We start from the raw sequence: 19519 nt of genomic DNA, 5'->3' as shown, positions 1-19519 counted from the left end.
GTTCGTGGCTGATCGCGCAGTTCGCGGCGCCCCTCGAGGGCCGGTTCAGCGCAGGCCCGTGGACCTGCGCAGTGCCGCCTGCACCAGCCGGTCGATCAGCTCCGGGTAGCTCACCCCGCTCGCCTGCCACATCTGCGGGTACATCGAGATGGGCGTGAAGCCGGGCATCGTGTTGATCTCGTTGATCACGAACTCGCCGTCCTCGGTGAGGAAGAAGTCCGCGCGGACCAGGCCCTCGCAGGACGCGGCCTCGAACGCCTCGACCGCCAGGCGCTGGACGTCGTCCGTCTCCTCGGGCGTGAGGGGTGCGGGGACCAGACCCGGAGTGGAATCGATGTACTTGGCCTCGAAGTCGTAGTACGCCTGGGCCTCGGGCGGGGGGATCTCGGCGGGGAGGGAGGCCCGGGGGCCGTCCTCGAACTCCAGGACGCCGCACTCGATCTCACGGCCGCGCAACGCGGCCTCCACGAGGATCTTGGGGTCGTGCCGCTGGGCCTCGGCGATGGCCTCGTCGAGTCCGGAGAGGTCGTCGACCTTGGTGATGCCGATCGACGAACCGGCCCGCGAGGGCTTCACGAACAGCGGCCAGCCGTGCTCGCCGGCGAAGTCGACGATCTTCTTGCGGGCGGCGGCTTGGTCCTGCTCCCACTCGCGCGGGCGCACCACCACGTACGGGCCCACCTTCAGCCCGAAGGAGGTGAACACCCGCTTCATGTACTCCTTGTCCTGGCCCACGGCCGAGGCGAGCACGCCCGAACCCACGTACGGGACGCCGGAGAGCTCCAGGAGGCCCTGGAGGGTGCCGTCCTCGCCGTACGGGCCGTGCAGCACCGGGAAGACCACGTCGACCTCGCCGAGCGCCTTGGGGACCGATCCCGACTCGCTGTAGACGACTTCGCGGTTGGCCGGGTCGACCGGGAGGATCACTCCGCCCTCGGCGGACTCGGCGAGGGCGTCGACGCTCGGCGGGCGCCGGTCCACGATCGCCATCCGCTCCGGTTCGTCCGCCGTGAGCGCCCAACGCCCGTCCTGGGTGATGCCGATCGGCAGGACGTCGTACTTCGTCCGGTCGATGGCCTTGAGGACGGCGCCGGCGGTGACCACGGAGATCCCGTGTTCGGAGCTGCGCCCGCCGAACACGACGGCCACACGCGGCTTGCGAGGCGGCTGCTCGGGGCTCTGGGGGAGGTTCTCGGTGCTCATATCGCGTTGAGAGTACCCGTTGGTAGGGCGGCTAGTAAGCGCCGTCGGCCTCGCGTCGCTCAGCGTCGTTCGGGCTTCGCGCTGCGCGACATCAGCTCCTTGAGGGCCACCACCGGAGGCTTGCCCTCGTGCACGATGCCGACGACCGTCTCCGTGATGGGCATGTCGACGCCGTGCCGGCGGGCCAGATCGAGCACCGACTCGCAGGACTTGACGCCCTCGGCGGTCTGCTTGGTGACCGCGATGGTCTCCTGGAGGGTCATGCCCTTGCCGAGGTTGGTGCCGAAGGTGTGGTTGCGCGACAGCGGCGAAGAGCAGGTCGCCACCAGGTCGCCCAGGCCCGCGAGTCCGGAGAAGGTCAGCGGGTCGGCTCCGAGGGCCATGCCGAGCCGGGTGGTCTCGGCGAGGCCACGGGTGATGAGCGAGCCCTTGGCGTTGTCACCGAGGCCCATGCCGTCCGCGATGCCGACGGCGAGCCCGATGACGTTCTTCACGGCTCCGCCCAGTTCGCAACCCACCACGTCCGTATTGGTGTACGGACGGAAGTACGGCGTGTGGCAGGCGGTCTGGAGCCGCTGGGCGACGGCCTCGACGGTGCAGGCCACCACGGCCGCGGCCGGCATCCGCGCGGCGATCTCCCGGGCAAGGTTGGGCCCGGTGACCACGGCGATCCGGTCCGGGCCGACCTTGGCGACGTCGTCGATGACCTCGCTCATCCGCATCGCGGAGCCGAGTTCGACGCCCTTCATCAGCGAAACCAGCACCGTGTCGGGGGCGAGCAGCGGGCTCCACTCGGCGAGGTTGCCGCGCAGGGTCTGCGAGGGCACCGACAGCACCGTGAAGTCGGCGTCCGCCGCGGCTTCGGCGGGATCGGTGGTGGCCCGGGCGTTCTCCGGGAGTTCGACGCCCGGGAAGTAGTCGGGATTGGTCCGCGTGGAGTTGATCGCCTGAGCGACCTCCGGGCGGCGCGCCCACAGGGTGACCTCGCACCCCGCGTCGGCGAGCACCATGCCGAAGGCCGTACCCCACGAACCGGCGCTCAGGACCGCCGCCTTGACCGGCTTGCTCACTTGCCCAGCCCCTCTTCCTGCACGGTGTGCCCGGCCTCCTTGTGCGTCTGCGTCTGTGCCTGGGTGCGGCGCCGCTGCTCGATCCGCTCCCGGCGCGGGTCGTACGGCGTCTCGGGTGCCTTCTCGCCGCGGATCAACTCCAGCTGGGCGGTGACGGCGGCCATGATGACCTCCGTGGCCTCCTTGAGCAGGTCCGCGGTCATCTCCCGGTCGTAGAACTGCGCGAGGTCCACGGGCGGCCCGGCGAGCACGCGGTGCGTCTTGCGGGGCAGGAGATTCGGCTTCTTCGCGTACGGCGGCAGCAACTCGTTGCAGCCCCACTGGGCGACGGGGATGACCGGGCACTTGGTCTGCAGGGCCACGCGCGCGGCCCCGGTCTTGGCGGTCATGGGCCAGCCGTCCGGGTCGCGCGTGAGGGTGCCCTCCGGGTAGAAGGCCACGCATTCGCCGCGGTCCACGGCTTCGATCGCGGCCCGGAAGGCACTCAGCGCGTCCGTGCTCTCGCGGTAGACGGGGATCTGCCCGGTGCCCCGCATCGCGGCCCCGACGAATCCCTTCTTGAAAAGCCCGCTCTTCGCGAGGAATCGCGGGACGCGCCCGGTGTTGTACTGAAAGTGCGCGTAAGCGAAGGGATCGACGTGCGAATTATGGTTCACCGCGGTGATAAATCCACCCTCGGCCGGAATGTGCTCCATTCCACGCCAGTCCCGCTTGAGCAGAACGACCAGCGGCGGTTTGCAGATCACCGCGGCGAAGCGGTACCAGAAGCCGATTCTGCGGCGGGGCACGCGGACACCTTCCTCTAGGGCCTGAAGCCGGGGCCACGGGGGGCCGCACAAGTGTCGCCCCAGGCCGCCGGTCTGTCGAGGACACCGTACGCCCCGGCACGCTGCCCGCCCGATGCCCCGGGTGACAATGACCGCGACAAGAGGAGGACGGAACACCCGTGCAGTGGACCTTGGTCGTACCCCTGAAGCCCCTGGCCCAGGCCAAGAGCAGGCTTGCGGACACCGCGGACGACGGGCTGCGGCCGGATCTGGCGCTGGCCTTCGCCCAGGACACGGTGGCGGCCGCGCTGGCCTGCCCGGGGGTGGGGGATGTGGCAGTCGTCACGGACGACGCCCGGGCGGGCCGTGAGCTGGCCGCGCTGGGCGCCGCGATCATTCCCGACGAGCCGGGTGGTGGTCTCAACGCCGCCCTCGCACACGCGACGCGGGCCGTACGGTCCGCCCGCCCGGCCCGGGCGGTGGCCGCGCTGAACGCCGATCTGCCGGCTTTGCGCCCGGCGGAATTGTCCCGGGTACTGGATGCCGCCGCCGAATTCCCGCGCGCATTTCTCCCGGACGCGGCCGCAATAGGAACGACCCTGCTGACCGCCGCCCCGGGCCGGGAATTGCACCCGGCCTTCGGCACGGACTCCCGGGCCCGGCACCGCGCGTCGGGGGCCGTGGAACTGCCTCTCACCGAGGTCGATTCCGTACGCCAGGACGTGGACACCGGCGACGACCTGCGCAGCGCGCTGGCCCTGGGGGTCGGCCCTCATACGGCCGCGGCCGCCGCGCGGTTGCTGATTCCCGGGCAGTAGGCTGCGGCCATGCAGGCGACCGCGTACACGTACGACCCCGAAAGCCGCAGCGGGCAGGTGCTCCTGGACGACGGCACTCCGGTGCCCTTCGACGCGGCCGCGTTCGACGCGGGAGGCCTCAGACTGCTGCGCCCGGGCCAGCGGGTGCGCATCGAGGTGGAAGGGGCCAGGGACGCGCTGCGGATCACTCTGGTGACCCTGCAGACCCTCTGACCACCACCGACCACGTGCGGAACACACCGCGGGCCGGACTCCGTGCGGAGTCCGGCCCGGCGCGTGAGTACCCCGGTGCCCTTACTTCTTGCGGGCGGTGGTCTTCTTGGCGGTGGTGGTCTTGCGAGCCGTCGACTTCTTGGCGGGCGCCTTCTTGGCCGTGGCCTTCTTCGCCGGGGCCTTCTTCGCGGTGGTCTTCTTCGCGGCGGTGGTCTTGGACGTCGCCGTGGTCTTCTTGGCGGGCGCCTTCTTCGCGGTGGTCTTCTTCGCGGCCGCGGTCTTCGTCGTGGCCTTCTTCGCCGTCGTCTTCTTGGCGGTGGTCTTCTTCGCGGCGGCCGACTTGGTGGTCGCCTTCTTCGCGGCGGCCTTCTTGACCGTCGCGCCGGCACCGCCGGTCAGGCTGCCCTTCGGCGCCTTCTTGACGGACACCTCGCCGCCGCGCGGCAGCTTCTTCGAGCCGCTGACCAGGTCCTTGAAGCCCTGACCGGCGCGGAAGCGCGGAACGGAGGTCTTCTTGACCCGAACCCTCTCGCCCGTCTGGGGGTTACGGGCGTACCGGGCCGGACGGTCGACCTTCTCGAACGAACCGAAGCCGGTGACCGACACCCGCTCGCCCGAGACGACCGCTCGGACGATGGCGTCCAGTACATGGTCGACAGCGTCGGCGGCCTGCTGGCGGCCGCCCATCTTGTCGGCAATCGCTTCTACGAGCTGCGCCTTGTTCACGTCTTCCCCTTCGGAGACATCGCCCGAACGAAAGTGTTCAAGCTTTTTCGCACGTTAGGCAGATATATACCGCAAATCAAACACGAAACGGGCTTATCACCCTTGTGCCGCAGCGAACTCGACGGTGTCGAGAGGTTCAGCGTTCCTCGACGGGGAGACGTCCCTCGTCGAGGTCCGTAGTGAACCGCTCCAGCCGCCTTGCCGCGTCGGCGAGATCGTGCTTGGCCGCGGCCGTAATGACCAGCAGCTTCCGGGTCAGCGCCATCCGTACGCCCTCCGGGACTTGCAGTGCGCGCACCCTTGTGTGCGCTTCCTTGAGTTGGTCCGCGACCGCCGCATAGAGCTCGAGTTGGCCGTCGTGTTCCATGCACAGATTGTGCCATCTGGGGCGAGTTGTCGCCTGCGCAGGGGACAACTGCCGCCTCAAACGGCCTTCCCGGCACACGTGGAAGTCACGGCTGTACCCCTCGCCTACCCCAGCAACCACGGGCTTAACGTGGGAAGTTGGCAGCCGAACAGCGGGTGGGCAGGGCCGTTCGGGTGCAGACACAGCTGTACCCCCGATCGGGCTGATCGGGGGTACAGAGGGGATGTTGCTGTGGCCGAAAGTCGCCTTGTTCTCAGGCGGCGGACCGTGCCGGGGTCAGACCGGGAGGGTGCGCGGCTTGAAGGAGGGGCGCTTGGCCTCGTAGGCGGCGATGTCGGCCTCGTTCTGCAGGGTGATCGAGATGTCGTCGAGGCCGTTCAGCAGCCGCCAGCGGGAGTTCTCGTCCAGCTCGAAGGCGGCGGTGATGCCCTCGGCGCGCACCTCGCGGGCCTGAAGGTCGACGGTGATCTCGGCCTGCGGGTCCTTCTCGGTGAGTTCCCACAGCGCGTCCACGGTCTGCTGCTCCAGAACGACCGTGAGCAGGCCGTTCTTGAGCGAGTTGCCGCGGAAGATGTCGGCGAAGCGGGAGGAGATCACGGCCTTGAAGCCGTAGTTCTGCAGGGCCCAGACGGCGTGCTCACGGGAGGAGCCGGTGCCGAAGTCGGGGCCGGCGACCAGGACCGTGGCGCCCTTGCGCTCGCTCTGGTTGAGCACGAACGTCTCGTCCTTGCGCCAGGCCTCGAACAGCCCGTCCTCGAACCCGTCGCGCGTGACCTTCTTGAGCCAGTGGGCGGGGATGATCTGGTCGGTGTCGACGTTGGAGCGGCGCAGCGGGACGGCCCGGCCGGTGTGGGTGGTGAAGGCTTCCATGGCTGATCAGACTCCAGCGGGCGTGCGGGTTGCGGTGTCGGACAGGTCGGCCGGGGAGGCCAGGTGACCCAGGACGGCGGTGGCGGCCGCGACCTGCGGGGAGACCAGGTGGGTGCGTCCGCCCTTGCCCTGCCGGCCCTCGAAGTTGCGGTTGGAGGTGGACGCCGAGCGCTCACCGGGGGCGAGCTGGTCGGGGTTCATGCCCAGGCACATCGAGCAGCCCGCGTGCCGCCATTCGGCGCCGGCGTCCTTGAACACCACGTCCAGGCCCTCGGAGACGGCCTGCAGACCCACCCGCGCCGAGCCCGGCACGACCAGCATCCGTACGCCGTCGGCGACTTTGCGGCCCTTCAGCAGCTCGGCCGCCGCCCGCAGGTCCTCGATGCGGCCGTTGGTGCACGAGCCTACGAAGACGGTGTCGACGTTGATGGAGCGCAGCGGCTGCCCGGCCTCCAACCCCATGTACTCCAGGGCCTTTTCGGCGGCGTAGCGCTCCGATGCGTCTTCGTACGAAGCAGGGTCGGGGACGGACGCCGAAAGCGGTGCACCCTGCCCGGGGTTGGTGCCCCAGGTGACGAACGGCGACAGTTCGGCGGCCTCGATGACCACCTCGGCGTCGAACACCGCGTCCTCGTCCGTGCGCAGCGTCTTCCAGTACTCCACCGCCGCGTCCCAGTCGGCGCCCTCGGGGGCGTGCGGGCGGCCCTGGAGGTAGGCGAACGTGGTCTCGTCCGGGGCGATCATGCCCGCGCGGGCGCCGGCCTCGATCGACATGTTGCAGATGGTCATGCGGGCTTCCATCGACAGCTTCTCGATGGCCTCGCCGCGGTACTCCAGGACGTAGCCCTGGCCGCCGCCGGTGCCGATCCTCGCGATGATCGCCAGGATCAGGTCCTTGGCGGTGACACCCTCGGGCAGTTCGCCGTTGACCGTGATCGCCATGGTCTTCGGCCGGGACATCGGCAGCGTCTGGGTGGCCAGCACGTGCTCCACCTGGGAGGTGCCGATGCCGAACGCCAGCGCACCGAACGCGCCGTGCGTGGAGGTGTGGGAGTCACCGCACACCACCGTGGTGCCCGGCTGGGTCAGGCCCAGCTGCGGACCCACGACGTGCACGACACCCTGCTCGACGTCGCCCAGCGGGTGCAGACGCACCCCGAAGTCGGCGGCGTTCTTGCGCAGCGTCTCCAGCTGCACCCGCGAGACCGGGTCCGCGATCGGCTTGTCGATGTCCAGGGTCGGGGTGTTGTGGTCCTCGGTCGCGATGGTGAGGTCCAGACGCCGCACCGTGCGGCCGCTCTTGCGCAGACCGTCGAAGGCCTGCGGGCTGGTCACCTCGTGCAGCAGGTGCAGATCGATGAAGAGAAGGTCGGGCTCGCCCTCCGCGCGCCGGACGACATGGTCGTCCCAGACTTTCTCCGCGAGTGTCCTACCCATCGCTGTTCCCTCCGGTCGGCGACGGTCCGCCGACCCAACTAGAGATCTTGAGGAGGCAGTGCCCGTACCCCTGATTCCGGGCACACACCGCCAGGCCCTTACGTCACGGGCCGTTGTGACTTCGTGATTCCAGGGTGGCGCGTTCCACGGAAAATTGAACTTGCGTTTCACAGAGTGAGACGCGAGTATCGTTTCATGGACAACAGTAGCGGCGTCGGCGTTCTGGACAAGGCGGCCCTCGTCCTGAGCGCTCTGGAGTCCGGTCCGGCCACCCTCGCGGGATTGGTCGGCGCCACCGGACTGGCACGACCCACGGCCCACCGCCTGGCCGTGGCCCTGGAACACCACCGCATGGTGGCGCGCGACATGCAGGGTCGTTTCATTCTCGGCCCTCGCCTGGCCGAGCTTGCCGCGGCCGCGGGTGAGGACCGTCTCCTCGCCACCGCGGGACCGGTGCTCACCCATCTTCGGGACATCACGGGCGAGAGCGCGCAGCTCTATCGCCGCCAGGGCGACATGCGCATCTGTGTCGCCGCGGCGGAGCGCCTGTCCGGCCTTCGGGACACGGTCCCGGTCGGTTCCACGCTCACGATGAAGGCCGGCTCCTCGGCGCAGATCCTGATGGCCTGGGAGGAGCCGGAGCGGCTGCACCGCGGCCTGCAGGGTGCGCGCTTCACGGCGACGGCCCTGTCGGGTGTGCGGCGGCGGGGCTGGGCCCAGTCGATCGGCGAGCGGGAGCCGGGCGTCGCGTCCGTGTCCGCGCCGGTGCGGGGACCGTCGAACCGGGTGGTGGCCGCGGTGTCCGTGTCCGGGCCGATCGAGCGGCTGACTCGGCATCCCGGCCGTATGCATGCGCAGGCTGTGATCGACGCCGCGGGGCGTCTGTCCGAGGCGTTGCGGCGCACCGGCTGAAGCGACCAGGTGTTTCGGGGAGAGCTCGCCTCAACGCCGCGGCAGGTTTTCCCCGACTCGGCGCCATGACAGGGACGGTTTCGTCGTCAAGTGCGGGCCGTCGGTGGTTGTTCGCGCAGTTCCCCGCGCCCCCAAAGACCAAAGAGGCCCTCCACCGAAGTGGAGGGCCTCTCGTTGATGTACCCCCGACCGGATTCGAACCGGCGCTACCGCCTTGAGAGGGCGGCGTGCTAGGCCGCTACACAACGGGGGCGTGGAGCCTGCGTTTCCGCAGGTCCGAGCTGGTCTACCTGGACTCGAACCAAGACTAACTGAACCAGAATCAGTCGTGCTGCCAATTACACCATAGACCAATGTGGTTTAGACCAGTCAGTACCCCCGACCGGATTCGAACCGGCGCTACCGCCTTGAGAGGGCGGCGTGCTAGGCCGCTACACAACGGGGGCCCTAGCAGTCCCGAGATGATCGTCGATCTGCCGATCTTCGGAACCAGTACCCCCGACCGGATTCGAACCGGCGCTACTGCCTTGAGAGGGCAGCGTGCTAGGCCGCTACACAACGGGGGCGATGCAGATGAGCTCTGCGAGCTGGCCTACCTGGACTCGAACCAAGACTAACTGAACCAGAATCAGTCGTGCTGCCAATTACACCATAGGCCACTGGAACGCAAGACCTGGAAGGTCTGTGTTCTAGCTGTGCGCCTGGGATTCCGGCCTTCCGGCCCGTTCCCCGCGGCGCAGGAAGAACATTACCCGAAGGTGGACGGGGCTCCAAAACGACTATCCGGGCCGAGCAGGGACGGCAGTTCGCCCAGGGACGCGATGCGGTGCGGCCCGACGGGCGGGTCGATCGTGGCGTACAGGCCACCGCGGTCGATCCACACCGACAGCAGTCCCGCGTCGGCGGCGCCCCGTCCGTCGATCTCCGGGTGGTCGCCGACGTAGGCGACCTGGTGCGGCGGCAGACCGAGGACATCGCAGGCCGCGAGGAACGCCCCGGCCTCGGGCTTGGAGACGCCGAGCTCGGCCGCGCACAGGATGGTCTCGAAGCGATCGTGGACGCCGAGGGCGCGCAGCTTGCGGTCCTGGACGTGGAGGCTGGAGTTGGAGAGCACGGCGTGCCGGTGGCTCGTGGAAAGGGCGTCGAGGACGGGCAGTACGTCCGGGAAGAGGGCCCAGACCGCCTCGTAGTGGGTGATGTACCGCTGGAACCACGCGTCGGCCTCGGCGTCGGTGAGGTCCCGGTCCAGGAACACCCGTACGCGGTCGCGCCGCTGCTCCTCGAAGGTGGCCTCGCCGGCCGAGAAACGGGCCCACTGCAGGTCGGTGATCTTCCGCCAGTGGTCGATGGCCTGCTCGACGCTGTCGTAGCCGTCGAGCAGGCCCTCCGCTGTGAGGTGGGCGCGCATGCCGAGGCGGTCGGCGGTGGTGTAGTCGAAGAGGGTGTCGTCGACGTCCCAGACCACGGCTTGGATGCTCATGTTCCGACCGTACCCACCACGTCCCGTGCTCAGCCCAGGGTCATGGTGCCGGTGAGGGTGAGGTCCGGACCCTGGTCGTCGCGGGGGTGGGCGGTGAGTTTCCAGGTGTACGCGCCGCCCGTGGCGCCGCCGCTGTCGGTGGTGCCGTCCCAGGCCGGGCGTACGGCGGCTCCGGTGGAAGCGCCGCTCAGGGTGCGGACGGTCGTGCCGAAGGCGTTGGTGAGGGTCAGGGTCCAGGTGGAGGGCTTGTTCAGCTGCCAGACCGGCGCCCAGGGGAAGGACTTGCCGATCACGGACGGCGAGTAGACCTGGGCTTCCATCTGCGCCAGGGGCGAGGTGGGGACGCCGCTCGGGACGATCGAGACCTCGCCGTACGTGCCGTTGAGGTAGGCGACGTGGCCGCCGAAGCGGTCGACCGCCCAGCGGCCGTTGCCGCCGCCGGTGTTCTGGTCCGTGGCGGGCAGCTTGACCAGGGTGCGGGTGGTGGCCGTACCCGTGTGGAAGTCGGTCAGCAGCAGTTCGTGGGTGGTGCGGTTCTCGCGGAGCAGGAAGCCGTCGGCGAGGCGGGCCGGGCCGAGGTCGGCCGGGACCGTGATCCTGCGGTCGGCGGCCCGGTCGTAGACGCCGGCCGAGGTGCCGCAGGACCAGTAGAGCCAGGTGTTGACGGCCTGGATGTCGGTGGGGGTGCAGGGGGCTCCGGTGGCGACGGTGGTGGTCGTGCCGGTCTTGAGGTTGCGGCCGGTGACCTGGCCCTGGGCGCTGCCCGGGGCCCACAGGGTCTGCCCCCACACCGCGGAGGCGCTGCGCTCGCGGGTGAGAGTGGTCTCGCCCGTGGTCGCGGCGCGCGGGAAGTCGACGATCCGCTGCTTGCCGGAGCCGCCGCTGTAGAGCACGTACCTGCCGGTGCCGCCGCCGATGCGACCGCGGGAGTCACCGTCCGTGGGCGCGCTGAGGACGGTGGTGGTGTCGAGGCCTACGGTGCTGACGGATTCCTGGCCCGCCTCGCTGGTCCACAGGTGGCTGACGCGGCCGTCGCCGAGGGCCTCCAGCTGGGGGCAGGCGGCGTCTCCGGTGAGGCAGGTCGGCGCGCTCAGAGCGGGGCTGCGGCGCGTCTGGGGGCCGGTGGGCCGGCCGGCGGCGTCCAGCTGGAAGCTGCTGTAGCGCAGCGAGGCGCCGGGCGTCGCTCCGTAGAGGAACAACTCGCCGCCGGCGACGGCCAGCCCTTGTACTGCGGTCGCGGCGGCGGGGACCCGCCGCCGGCGACGGCCAGCCCTTGTACTGCGGTCGCGGCGGCGGGGACCTGGGCCACCTCGGCGGTGGTGAGGCCGCCGCTGCGGTCGGGGGTGATGCGGTGGATGTTCCAGTCGAGGCTGGAGGGGCCCGCGGTGGCCAAGGCACCGCCGTCCGGGGTCGGGCCGATGCCGCCGAACGACGAGGGGAGCACGGTGGCCGAGGCGCCGGTGACCAGGGAGCGGGCGGTCAGCGCGGCCTCGGTGCCCCCCAGCACGAAGGTCGGGTTGCCGATCAGGAGCTGGTCCCCGACGACGGCTTCGAGTTGGGCGTCCGTGCTGGTCAGGGCGGTGGGCTCGGTGCCCGGTGCGGCGGCCACCCGGATCGCCTTCCAGTCGGCGACGAGCCAGCGGTCGTTGAAGGCGATCTGGGGGGTGGCGGTGTCACCGGTGACGTAGGTGCGGAACGTGCCGTCGGAGAGGTCGACCAGACCCACGGACGTCTTGCCGTCCAGCGCGTAGACGATCGCGAGGCGGGTGGCCGAGCCGCCGGTGCGGTAGAGGACGGGCCGGGCGCCCGCGGGGAAACCGGTGACCGGGGTGTCGACGGTGAGGGTGCCGTCGACGGTGCGCAGCACGTGCAGGGCGCCGGTGCCGTCCATGGTCAGCACGCTCCAGCCGACGGCGGCCCGGTAGGCCTGGCCGGTGGGGATCGTGACGGTGACGGTGACGCCCGTGGAGCGGTGCTTCTGGACCACTCTCTGGCCGTCACGGGTGTTCACCACGTCGGTTCCGGTGGCCAGGTCGTCGGGGCCCGCGTGGGCGGGCGGGACGGTGTCGGGGTAGTCCACGGTGGTGACCGAGGTGGTGCCCGGCCGGTACTGGAAGCCGGACGCGCCGGCCCAGGGGTAGTCGACGGTCACACGCTTCTCGGTGGCCAGCCGCACCGTGCCGGTCGGTTCGTCGACTGCGGGCGCCGCCTGTGCGGGTGTGGTCAGCACCGTGCAGGACAGCGCCATCGCCCCGCCGAGCGCCGCGTGGACGAGTCTTCGTGAACGGATCATGCTCTCTCCCCCTGCACCTGGGCGCACACGCGCACCGTGCACACAGGGGCATCCAACGTCCGCTCTTGAGACGGGAGTTGGCTGGAAGGGTGAACTCCGGGTGACGGCTGGGCGGACATGGTGAGGGCGGCGCCGGAAACCGGACGCCGCCCTCACCATGTGGTGCTTCGCGTTATGCGGCCAGCTTCGCCAGCGCCGCGTCGATCCGGGCCAGGGTGGTCTCCTTGCCCAGGACCTCCAGGGACTCGAACAGCGGCAGGCCGACCGTGCGGCCCGTCACGGCGACGCGGACGGGGGCCTGGGCCTTGCCGAGCTTGAGGCCGTGGGCCTCACCGGCGGCCAGGACGGCCTCCTTGAGCGACTCGGCGGAGGTCCAGTCGGCGGCCTCGAGCTTCTCGCGGGCCGTGCGCAGCAGGGCGTCCGAGCCCTCCTTCATGGCCTTGGTCCAGGAGGCCTCGTCCTCGGCCGGCTCCGGCAGGAACAGGAAGTCGACGTTGTCGGTGATCTCGGAGAGGACCTTGAGGCGGGTCTGCGCGTGCGGCGCGATGGCCTGCCACTTGGCCTCGTCGAAGGCCTCCGGGGCCCAGGGGGCGAACGGGGCCTGGAGCCAGGGGCGGCAGCGCTCGGTGAAGTCCTTCACGTCCAGCAGGCGGATGTGGTCGCCGTTGATCGCCTCGCACTTCTTCAGGTCGAAGCGGGCCGGGTTGGGCTGCACGTCGGAGATCTCGAACGCCGCGGTCATCTCGTCGATCGAGAAGACGTCCTGGTCGGCCGAGAGGGACCAGCCGAGCAGGGAGAGGTAGTTGAGCAGGCCCTCGGGGAGGAAGCCGCGCTCCCGGTAGAGGTTGAGGGAGGACTGGGGGTCGCGCTTGGAGAGCTTCTTGTTGCCCTCGCCCATCACGTACGGCAGGTGGCCGAAGGACGGGATCTCCTTGGCGATGCCCAGCTCGATCAGCGCCTTGTACAGGGCGATCTGGCGGGGGGTGGAGGAGAGCAGGTCCTCGCCGCGCAGGACGTGAGTGATCTCCATCAGGGCGTCGTCGACCGGGTTGACCAGCGTGTACAGCGGGGCTCCGTTGGCGCGGACGATGCCGTAGTCCGGAACGTTCTCCGGGGTGAAGGTCAGCTCGCCGCGGACCAGGTCGGTGAAGGTGATCGTCTCGTCGGGCATCCGGAAGCGGACGATCGGCTCGCGGCCCTGGGCCTGGTACTCCTCGACCTGGGCGGCGGTCAGCTCACGGCAGTGGCCGTCGTAGCCGGAGGGCTTGCCGGCGGCGCGGGCTGCCTCCCGGCGGGTGTCCAGCTCGTCCTGGGAGCAGTAGCAGCGGTAGGCGTGGCCGGCGTCGAGCAGCTTCTGCGCGACGTCCTTGTAGAGGTCCATGCGCTGCGACTGGCGGTACGGCGCGTGCGGGCCGCCGACCTCGGGGCCCTCGTCCCAGTCGAAGCCCAGCCAGCGCATCGAGTCGAGCAGCTGGGTGTACGACTCCTCGGAGTCGCGGGCGGCGTCGGTGTCCTCGATGCGGAAGACCAGGGTGCCCTGGTGGTGCTTGGCGAACGCCCAGTTGAACAGGGCGGTGCGGACCAGGCCCACATGGGGGTTACCGGTGGGCGAGGGACAGAAACGGACGCGTACGGGGGTACCGGATGCGCTAGCCACGCTTGACAACCTTGTTGGTGAGAGTGCCGATGCCTTCGATGGTGACGGCGACCTCGTCGCCGACGTTCAGGGGGCCGACCCCAGCCGGGGTGCCGGTGAGGATGACGTCGCCGGGGAGCAGTGTCATGGCCTCGGAGATGTTGACGATCAGGTCCTCGATGGAGTGGATCATCTCGCTGGTGCGGCCGAGCTGGCGCTGCTGGCCGTTCACCGTGAGCTGGATGGTGAGGTCGCTCGCGTCCAGGTCCGTCTCCACCCAGGGGCCGAGCGGGCAGGAGGTGTCGAAGCCCTTGGCCCGGGCCCACTGCTTCTCGCGCTTCTGCACGTCACGGGCGGTGATGTCGTTGGCGCAGGTGTAGCCGAAGATCACGTCCTTGACGCGTTCGCGTGGGACCTCGCGGCACATCCGGCCGATGACCACGGCCAGCTCGGCCTCGTGGTGCACCTCCTCGGAGAAGGAGGGGTACTGGATCTCGTCACCGGGGCCGATCACCGAGGTGGACGGCTTGAAGAAGGCGAAGGGGGCGTCGGGGACCTCGTTGCCCAGCTCGCGCGCGTGCTCCGCGTAGTTGCGGCCGAAGGCCACGACCTTGTTGGGGAGCACCGGCGGCAGCAGCCTGACCTTGCTCACGGGCACCTTCGTGCCGGAGAGCTCGAAGTCCGCGAACGGGATGCCCTTGATGATGTTCAGGACGAGTTCGTCCTGCTTGTCGCCCTCGATGGCGCCGAAGGCGACGTTCCCGTCGATGGAGAACCTGGCGATGCGCACGGGTTGCTTGGCCCCTTGACTGAAGCGGCTGGAGTCTGACGGTCCAGGCTAACGCGGGGAGGTGACCCCGCCCCGCGCATTAAGCCGGGGCGCCCCGCCGTGTACGGGTTAGGCGCCCCGTCACGCACGAAGGGGCGCCCTGTCATGGGGCGCCCCTCGGGAATCCGGTCCCGTCGCCGTGAGCATCCGGCGGCCGGCACACGTACTGGCTGGTGTCACTCCGCGGCCGCGGCGGCCGCGACGGGGATCTCCATGAGGATGGTGCGCTTGGGGTTTGCGGTCTGGGCCGGCAGTTCGACGGGGTGCTCCGGCTGCTCCGGCGTCTGCAGTTCGTCGGCGTCGTCCAGGTGTGCCAGCGTCGTGCGTCGCGGGTTGGCGATCTTGTGGAACATCGTCGTCGTCTTCACTGTTTACTTGACCCTGTCCTGTGACGGGCGCCCCGAGGGTGTGTGAACCCCCGTACGGGCGCGGGTTGTCGGTTGTGCCATCGCTGTAAAGCGTCAGGCTAAACATGCGATTCCCCGGCCCCGCCGCACGGGGGTCATGATCGGCATGTGAGTTTTCTCACGAATCAGAGGGCGAATCGGTCAATCCGGACTTGCGCTTCACCCCAACGAAACGGACATTGACCTACTGAAGCCATCATTCCGCTGCTGATCATGGCGACTGGGACACCCGACGGGGCTCATCGACTCGCGGGTTTATGCCCGAAATGGACGAACTCTCTTTCTACGACCGGTGATCCACCACTCACATGGTGTCACCTACATCACGGCTCGGCCTACGGGCCTTGTTGGAGATCCTGTGCTGTGCTGGAATCTCACGGACCGCCGCAGGATCGAGCCGGCGCACAGGGGGCGCACAGACGCGCCGAGTGGCGGTGAGAAGGGGAAGCCAGCGCCGGTCACTCACGACCACCACGGGGGCGTTTTTCAGGGCGTCCCCAGAACGCCGACACCGTGCCCCGCCGTTCAGGCGACGGGGTGCCTGGTCCAGAGGTTGCGACGCTAGTGCAGGGACGTTTCAAGAGGGATGGCAGCGCTTCGGCGGAGCCGGAGCCGCACGGCGGGACTGGCCCCGTGAAAGGCGGCCCCGCGCCCCAGCACGCCCAGAACCAGGGCCCGGCCGGTAACGGCGGTGAACGCTCCGCGCGTGCCGGCACGCCGGCCCCGTCGGGGGCCGCGGGTTCCTCCCCGGCGCTGAAGCCGCCGACGGGCCCCACCGGCCCGGGGTCGCGAATAGCCCTGCGCAACTGGCGCATCTCCACGCGACTGGTGTCGCTGCTCGCCCTCCCGGTGGTCGCGGCCACCTCGCTGGGCGCGCTGCGTATCGACCAGTCCATGGACGACATCCAGCAGCTGGACAACATGAAGCTGCTGACGGACATGACCAAGCAGGCCACCGAGCTGTCGGCCGCTCTCCAGGAGGAGCGCGACCAGTCGGCCGGCCCGCTGGCGCACGGCGGCAAGGCGACCGACTTCACGGTCAAGGGACTTCGCGAGAAGACCGACCGGGCGAGGAAGAACTTCCTCGACAGTTCCGAGGAGATCGACGGCGCCAGCAAGGACGGCAACCTCAAGGGCGTCCGCGAGTACCTCGTCCAGCTCGCCGGCGAGCTCGGCGACCTGGAGCAGATCCGCAAGGGCGCCTACGCCTCCGAGGGCAACTCCACGCAGACGATCGAGGCGTACCACCGTCTGATCGAGAACCTGATCGACCTCTCCCAGGACATGGCCGAGGCGACCAGCAACCCGGACATGATCCAGCGCACGCGTGCGCTCGCGGCGTTCTCCTCCGCCAAGGAGTACTCCTCGATCCAGCGCGCGGCCCTCGCGGCGGCACTGCCCGCGAGCAACACCACGACCGGCAAGCTCTCGCCCAACGACCGGCTCTACGCCGAGTCCGCCCTGGAGAGCCAGAACTCCGAGATCCGAAGCTTCAAGAGCATCTACGGCGAGGACGCCGCCGCCGAGCTGCTGAAGCCGATCGAGGACGGCGGCAACTCCACGATCAAGGCGACCGACACCTACGCGGGTCGCGCCCTGGTCTCCGCGAGCGGTCTCGCCCAGCAGGACAAGCGGTCCTACCGCGACTGGCTGGACGACAGCTCCACCAAGATCCAGCAGATGAAGAACATCGAGCACACGCTGCTCGAGGAGATGGAACAGAAGGCCCGCGAGCTGCGCAGCGCCACCGAGCGCGACGCGATCATCTCCGGTGCCCTGATCCTGATCGTGCTCGGTGTGTCGCTGGTCGGCGCCTTCGTCGTGGCGCGGTCCATGATCCGCTCGCTGCGCCGCCTGGAGGACACGGCCACCAAGGTCGCCTCCGACCGTCTGCCCGAGCTGGTCAAGCAGCTGTCCGAGTCCGACCCGCAGGACGTCGACACGTCCGTGGAGTCCGTCGGTGTGCACTCCCGGGACGAGATCGGCCGGGTGGCCGCGGCCTTCGACGACGTGCACCGCGAGGCGGTCCGCCTCGCCGCCGAGCAGGCCCTGCTGCGGGGCAACGTCAACGCGATGTTCACCAACCTCTCGCGCCGCTCCCAGGGTCTGATCCAGCGCCAGCTGTCGCTGATCTCCGAGCTGGAGTCCCGCGAGGCCGACCCGGACCAGCTGTCCTCGCTGTTCAAGCTCGACCACCTCGCCACGCGTATGCGCCGTAACGGTGAGAACCTCCTCGTCCTCGCGGGTGAGGAGCCCGGCCGCCGCTGGACCCGTCCGGTCCCGCTGGTCGACGTGCTCCGCGCCGCCGCGTCCGAGGTGGAGCAGTACGAGCGCATCGAGCTGGCCTCGGTGCCGACCACCGAGGTGGCCGGCCGCGTGGTCAACGACCTCGTGCACCTGCTCGCCGAGCTGCTCGAGAACGCGACCTCCTTCTCCTCGCCGCAGACCAAGGTCAAGGTCACCGGTCACGCGCTGCCCGACGGCCGGGTGCTGATCGAGATCCACGACACCGGAATCGGTCTGTCGCCGGAGGACCTGGCCGCGATCAACGAGCGGCTCGCCTCTCCCCCGACGGTGGACGTCTCCGTCTCCCGGCGCATGGGCCTCTTCGTGGTCGGCCGGCTGTCGCAGCGCCACGGCATCCGCATACAGCTGCGCCCGTCCGACTCCGGTGGTACGACCGCGCTGGTCATGCTGCCCGTCGATGTCGCCCAGGGCGGCAGGAAGCCCCAGCCCAAGCAGCCCGGTCAGCCGTCGGCCGGCGGCGGTCCGGCCGCCGCGCAGGCCGCCGCCGGTGCGGCCGCGGCCCGGCGTTCCGCCGGGGCCGGCCAGGGCGGCGGTGCCCTCGGCGCCGGTGCGTCCGGCGGGGCCTTCGGCGGCGGTGCCTTCGGCGGCGGTACGTCCGGCGGCGGCCGGCTCGCCTCCGGTCAGGGCCCGCGGGCCGCGCTGCCCGGACGTGACGCGGACGGTGGCCGTCCGGGAACGCCCGGTGGAGCGCGCGGACCGCAGGGTCCCGGGGCCTCGTCGTTCGAGCAGGGTGGTCCCTCGCAGGGCCGTCCCGCTCCCGCGGGCGCCGGGTTCGGCCAGCAGGCGCCGGGTGCCCCGCAGGGTCTGCAGGCGGCGGGCACCAACGGGCCCCAGGGACAGGACGCCTTCGGTGGAGGCCGGAGCCGCAAGAAGCAGGGCGGCGACTCCGAGCAGGGCGCGGGCCGCAGGCCGCAGTTGCCGCCGCGCGGCGGACCGCGGGCCGAGCTGCCCGGCGGTGACACGCAGCCGCGCGTGCCCAGCTGGAGCGACGAGAACGCCCAGCCGCCGGCGCCGCGCGCCTCGCTCGACGCTCCGCGCGGGCACGAGGAGCCGGACCTCTCCCGCACGTCTTCGCTGCCGCGCGCCGACGACCGGCAGGGACCGGGCACGACGGCCGAGATGCCGGCCGTGCCGCGCGACGACGACCGGCAGGGCCTCGGCTCCCCGGCCGACTTCGGCGCTCCCCAGCAGGCGGACCCGTTCGGCCCCGGCGCGAACACCTCGCAGGGCCAGGGCCAGTTCGTCCGCCCGGACGTCTTCGGCACCCCCGGCGGCCACCGCGACACCTCGTCCGCGTCGGGCCAGTACCCGGCACCGCAGTCCTACGACAACGGCTCGACGGGCCAGTACCCGGCGCCCCGCCAGGACAACGGCAGCCAGTACCCGGCACCGCAGTCCTACGACAACGGCTCGACCGGTCAGTACCCGGCCCCCCGCCAGGACAACGGCAGCCAGTACCCGGCACCGCACCAGGACAACGGCTCCACGGGCCAGTACCCCGCGCCCCGCCAGGACAACGGCAGCCAGTACCCGGCACCGCGCCAGGACAACGGCTCCGGGCGGCCCACCCTCCCGGCTCCGGCCACACCGGCCGACCCCGCGGGCACGGGCCGGTTCGAGCGGCCGCAGGCAGGTGGCGGCCGGGGTCCGGCCGACTTCGGTGCCCCGCGTCCGCCCGCCCCGCAGGCCCGGCCGGTCCGGCAGGAGCCCGAGGCCCTGCCGCCGGCGTCCGGCCCGGGCGACGGTCGTACGCCGCTGTACGACACGCTGGAGACCAACTGGTTCCACGGCCAGCAGGAGGAGCAGCCGCAGAACAACGGCTCCGCCCCGGCGGCCCCGCAGCAACCGCAGGGATCCACCGATCCTCAGCGGTCCGCACCCGCCGGCTGGCGCACCTCGCCGAACGACGACCTCGTCCGCCAGGCCGAGCGCGTCCGCCAGCCCGCCGCGGGTGGTGTCACCACCTCCGGCCTGCCGCGCCGGGTGCCCCGGGCCAACCTCGTCCCGGGCACGGCGCAGCAGCAGACCCACCAGAGCGGTCCGCAGATCTCGCGTGCGCCCGATGACGTGCGCGGCCGGCTGACCAATCTCCGTCGGGGAATCGCACAGGGTCGTCAGGCCGGGTCCACCCAGACCGGCAGCCACCCACGGCCCACTCACCAGCAGGAGCGTTAGTTGAGTCCG

The 19519-nt window shown here is 70.4% G+C and carries 17 protein-coding genes and 5 tRNA genes; 4 read left to right on the top strand and 18 right to left on the bottom strand.

Annotated elements, in window-relative coordinates; genetic code table 11:
- Positions 1-45: 45 nt before the first annotated feature.
- From AB0B29_RS30845 to AB0B29_RS30835, 3 genes are read right to left on the bottom strand one after another with little or no spacing between them, the layout of a single operon-like run.
- Complete coding sequence (locus tag AB0B29_RS30845) at positions 46-1203, bottom strand: D-alanine--D-alanine ligase family protein (protein ID WP_362244860.1); 1158 nt, start codon at positions 1201-1203, stop codon at positions 46-48.
- A 59-nt stretch (positions 1204-1262) separates the two neighbouring features.
- On the bottom strand, positions 1263-2273 hold the full coding sequence (locus tag AB0B29_RS30840) for an NAD(P)H-dependent glycerol-3-phosphate dehydrogenase (protein ID WP_362244858.1): 1011 nt from the start codon (positions 2271-2273) through the stop codon (positions 1263-1265).
- Positions 2270-3061 (bottom strand): lysophospholipid acyltransferase family protein, encoded by a 792-nt coding sequence (locus tag AB0B29_RS30835; protein ID WP_362244856.1) that lies wholly within the window; start codon positions 3059-3061, stop codon positions 2270-2272. The genes AB0B29_RS30840 and AB0B29_RS30835 overlap by 4 nt, the downstream gene beginning before the upstream one ends.
- Before the next feature lie 158 nt (positions 3062-3219).
- Here AB0B29_RS30835 and cofC point away from each other — a divergent pair, with 158 nt between their 5' ends.
- Together cofC and AB0B29_RS30825 are read left to right on the top strand one after the other, a co-directional pair.
- Positions 3220-3858, top strand: a complete 639-nt coding sequence (gene cofC, locus AB0B29_RS30830; protein WP_362244854.1) for a 2-phospho-L-lactate guanylyltransferase — start codon at positions 3220-3222, stop codon at positions 3856-3858.
- Positions 3859-3867: 9 nt separating this feature from the next.
- Complete coding sequence (locus AB0B29_RS30825; RefSeq protein ID WP_104781455.1) at positions 3868-4071, top strand: hypothetical protein; 204 nt, start codon at positions 3868-3870, stop codon at positions 4069-4071.
- An 81-nt stretch (positions 4072-4152) separates the two neighbouring features.
- Here the strand turns inward: AB0B29_RS30825 and AB0B29_RS30820 are convergent, their stop codons facing one another.
- The 4 genes from AB0B29_RS30820 to leuC all read right to left on the bottom strand — a co-directional run bounded on the left by AB0B29_RS30820 (position 4153) and on the right by leuC (position 7471).
- Positions 4153-4797 carry an HU family DNA-binding protein gene (locus AB0B29_RS30820; RefSeq protein ID WP_362244852.1) on the bottom strand — a complete coding sequence of 215 codons (645 nt, stop codon included), beginning with the start codon at positions 4795-4797 and terminating at the stop codon, positions 4153-4155.
- A 136-nt stretch (positions 4798-4933) separates the two neighbouring features.
- On the bottom strand, positions 4934-5164 hold the full coding sequence (locus AB0B29_RS30815) for a hypothetical protein (protein ID WP_362244850.1): 231 nt from the start codon (positions 5162-5164) through the stop codon (positions 4934-4936).
- Positions 5165-5440: 276 nt separating this feature from the next.
- Positions 5441-6034 carry a 3-isopropylmalate dehydratase small subunit gene (gene leuD, locus AB0B29_RS30810; RefSeq protein ID WP_362244848.1) on the bottom strand — a complete coding sequence of 198 codons (594 nt, stop codon included), beginning with the start codon at positions 6032-6034 and terminating at the stop codon, positions 5441-5443.
- A gap of 6 nt (positions 6035-6040) precedes the next feature.
- Positions 6041-7471: a 3-isopropylmalate dehydratase large subunit gene (leuC, locus tag AB0B29_RS30805; RefSeq protein ID WP_362244846.1), complete on the bottom strand. Its 1431-nt coding sequence runs from the start codon at positions 7469-7471 to the stop codon at positions 6041-6043.
- A 195-nt stretch (positions 7472-7666) separates the two neighbouring features.
- Here leuC and ndgR point away from each other — a divergent pair, with 195 nt between their 5' ends.
- Positions 7667-8383 (top strand): IclR family transcriptional regulator NdgR, encoded by a 717-nt coding sequence (gene ndgR / locus AB0B29_RS30800; RefSeq protein ID WP_003993203.1) that lies wholly within the window; start codon positions 7667-7669, stop codon positions 8381-8383.
- Between the two features lie 180 nt (positions 8384-8563).
- On the opposite strand, the gene AB0B29_RS30795 is transcribed toward ndgR, so the two are convergent.
- The 11 genes from AB0B29_RS30795 to AB0B29_RS30745 all read right to left on the bottom strand — a co-directional run bounded on the left by AB0B29_RS30795 (position 8564) and on the right by AB0B29_RS30745 (position 14989).
- A tRNA-Glu gene (locus AB0B29_RS30795) sits at positions 8564-8636 on the bottom strand.
- A 28-nt stretch (positions 8637-8664) separates the two neighbouring features.
- Positions 8665-8736, bottom strand: a tRNA-Gln gene (locus AB0B29_RS30790).
- Positions 8737-8756: 20 nt separating this feature from the next.
- Positions 8757-8829: transfer RNA gene (locus AB0B29_RS30785), tRNA-Glu, on the bottom strand.
- Positions 8830-8876: 47 nt separating this feature from the next.
- Positions 8877-8949, bottom strand: a tRNA-Glu gene (locus AB0B29_RS30780).
- 21 nt (positions 8950-8970) lie between these two features.
- Positions 8971-9042: transfer RNA gene (locus AB0B29_RS30775), tRNA-Gln, on the bottom strand.
- An 89-nt stretch (positions 9043-9131) separates the two neighbouring features.
- Positions 9132-9863, bottom strand: coding sequence for an HAD family hydrolase (locus AB0B29_RS30770; RefSeq protein WP_362244844.1), 732 nt, complete (start codon positions 9861-9863; stop codon positions 9132-9134).
- A gap of 29 nt (positions 9864-9892) precedes the next feature.
- A complete protein-coding gene (locus AB0B29_RS30765; protein ID WP_362244842.1) occupies positions 9893-11062 on the bottom strand; it encodes a FlgD immunoglobulin-like domain containing protein in 1170 nt (389 codons plus the stop codon).
- Positions 10954-12156, bottom strand: a complete 1203-nt coding sequence (locus AB0B29_RS30760; protein ID WP_362244840.1) for a hypothetical protein — start codon at positions 12154-12156, stop codon at positions 10954-10956. Before AB0B29_RS30760 ends, AB0B29_RS30765 begins: the two co-directional genes overlap by 109 nt.
- A 172-nt stretch (positions 12157-12328) precedes the next feature.
- On the bottom strand, positions 12329-13813 hold the full coding sequence (gene gltX / locus AB0B29_RS30755) for a glutamate--tRNA ligase (protein ID WP_362244838.1): 1485 nt from the start codon (positions 13811-13813) through the stop codon (positions 12329-12331).
- Positions 13806-14582 carry a fumarylacetoacetate hydrolase family protein gene (locus tag AB0B29_RS30750; RefSeq protein ID WP_362244836.1) on the bottom strand — a complete coding sequence of 259 codons (777 nt, stop codon included), beginning with the start codon at positions 14580-14582 and terminating at the stop codon, positions 13806-13808. The genes gltX and AB0B29_RS30750 overlap by 8 nt, the downstream gene beginning before the upstream one ends.
- 215 nt (positions 14583-14797) lie before the next feature.
- Positions 14798-14989, bottom strand: coding sequence for a hypothetical protein (locus AB0B29_RS30745; protein ID WP_202509583.1), 192 nt, complete (start codon positions 14987-14989; stop codon positions 14798-14800).
- 603 nt (positions 14990-15592) lie between these two features.
- Here AB0B29_RS30745 and AB0B29_RS30740 point away from each other — a divergent pair.
- Positions 15593-19510 carry a sensor histidine kinase gene (locus tag AB0B29_RS30740; RefSeq protein WP_362244834.1) on the top strand — a complete coding sequence of 1306 codons (3918 nt, stop codon included), beginning with the start codon at positions 15593-15595 and terminating at the stop codon, positions 19508-19510.
- Positions 19511-19519 lie beyond the last annotated feature (9 nt).

Origin of the sequence: Streptomyces tibetensis (assembly GCF_040647715.1) — a bacterium.
In the GTDB taxonomy this organism is placed as follows: domain Bacteria; phylum Actinomycetota; class Actinomycetes; order Streptomycetales; family Streptomycetaceae; genus Streptomyces; species Streptomyces tibetensis_A.
Note: the sequence above shows the minus strand (reverse complement) of the source record. Positions and strands in the feature narration are given on the sequence as shown.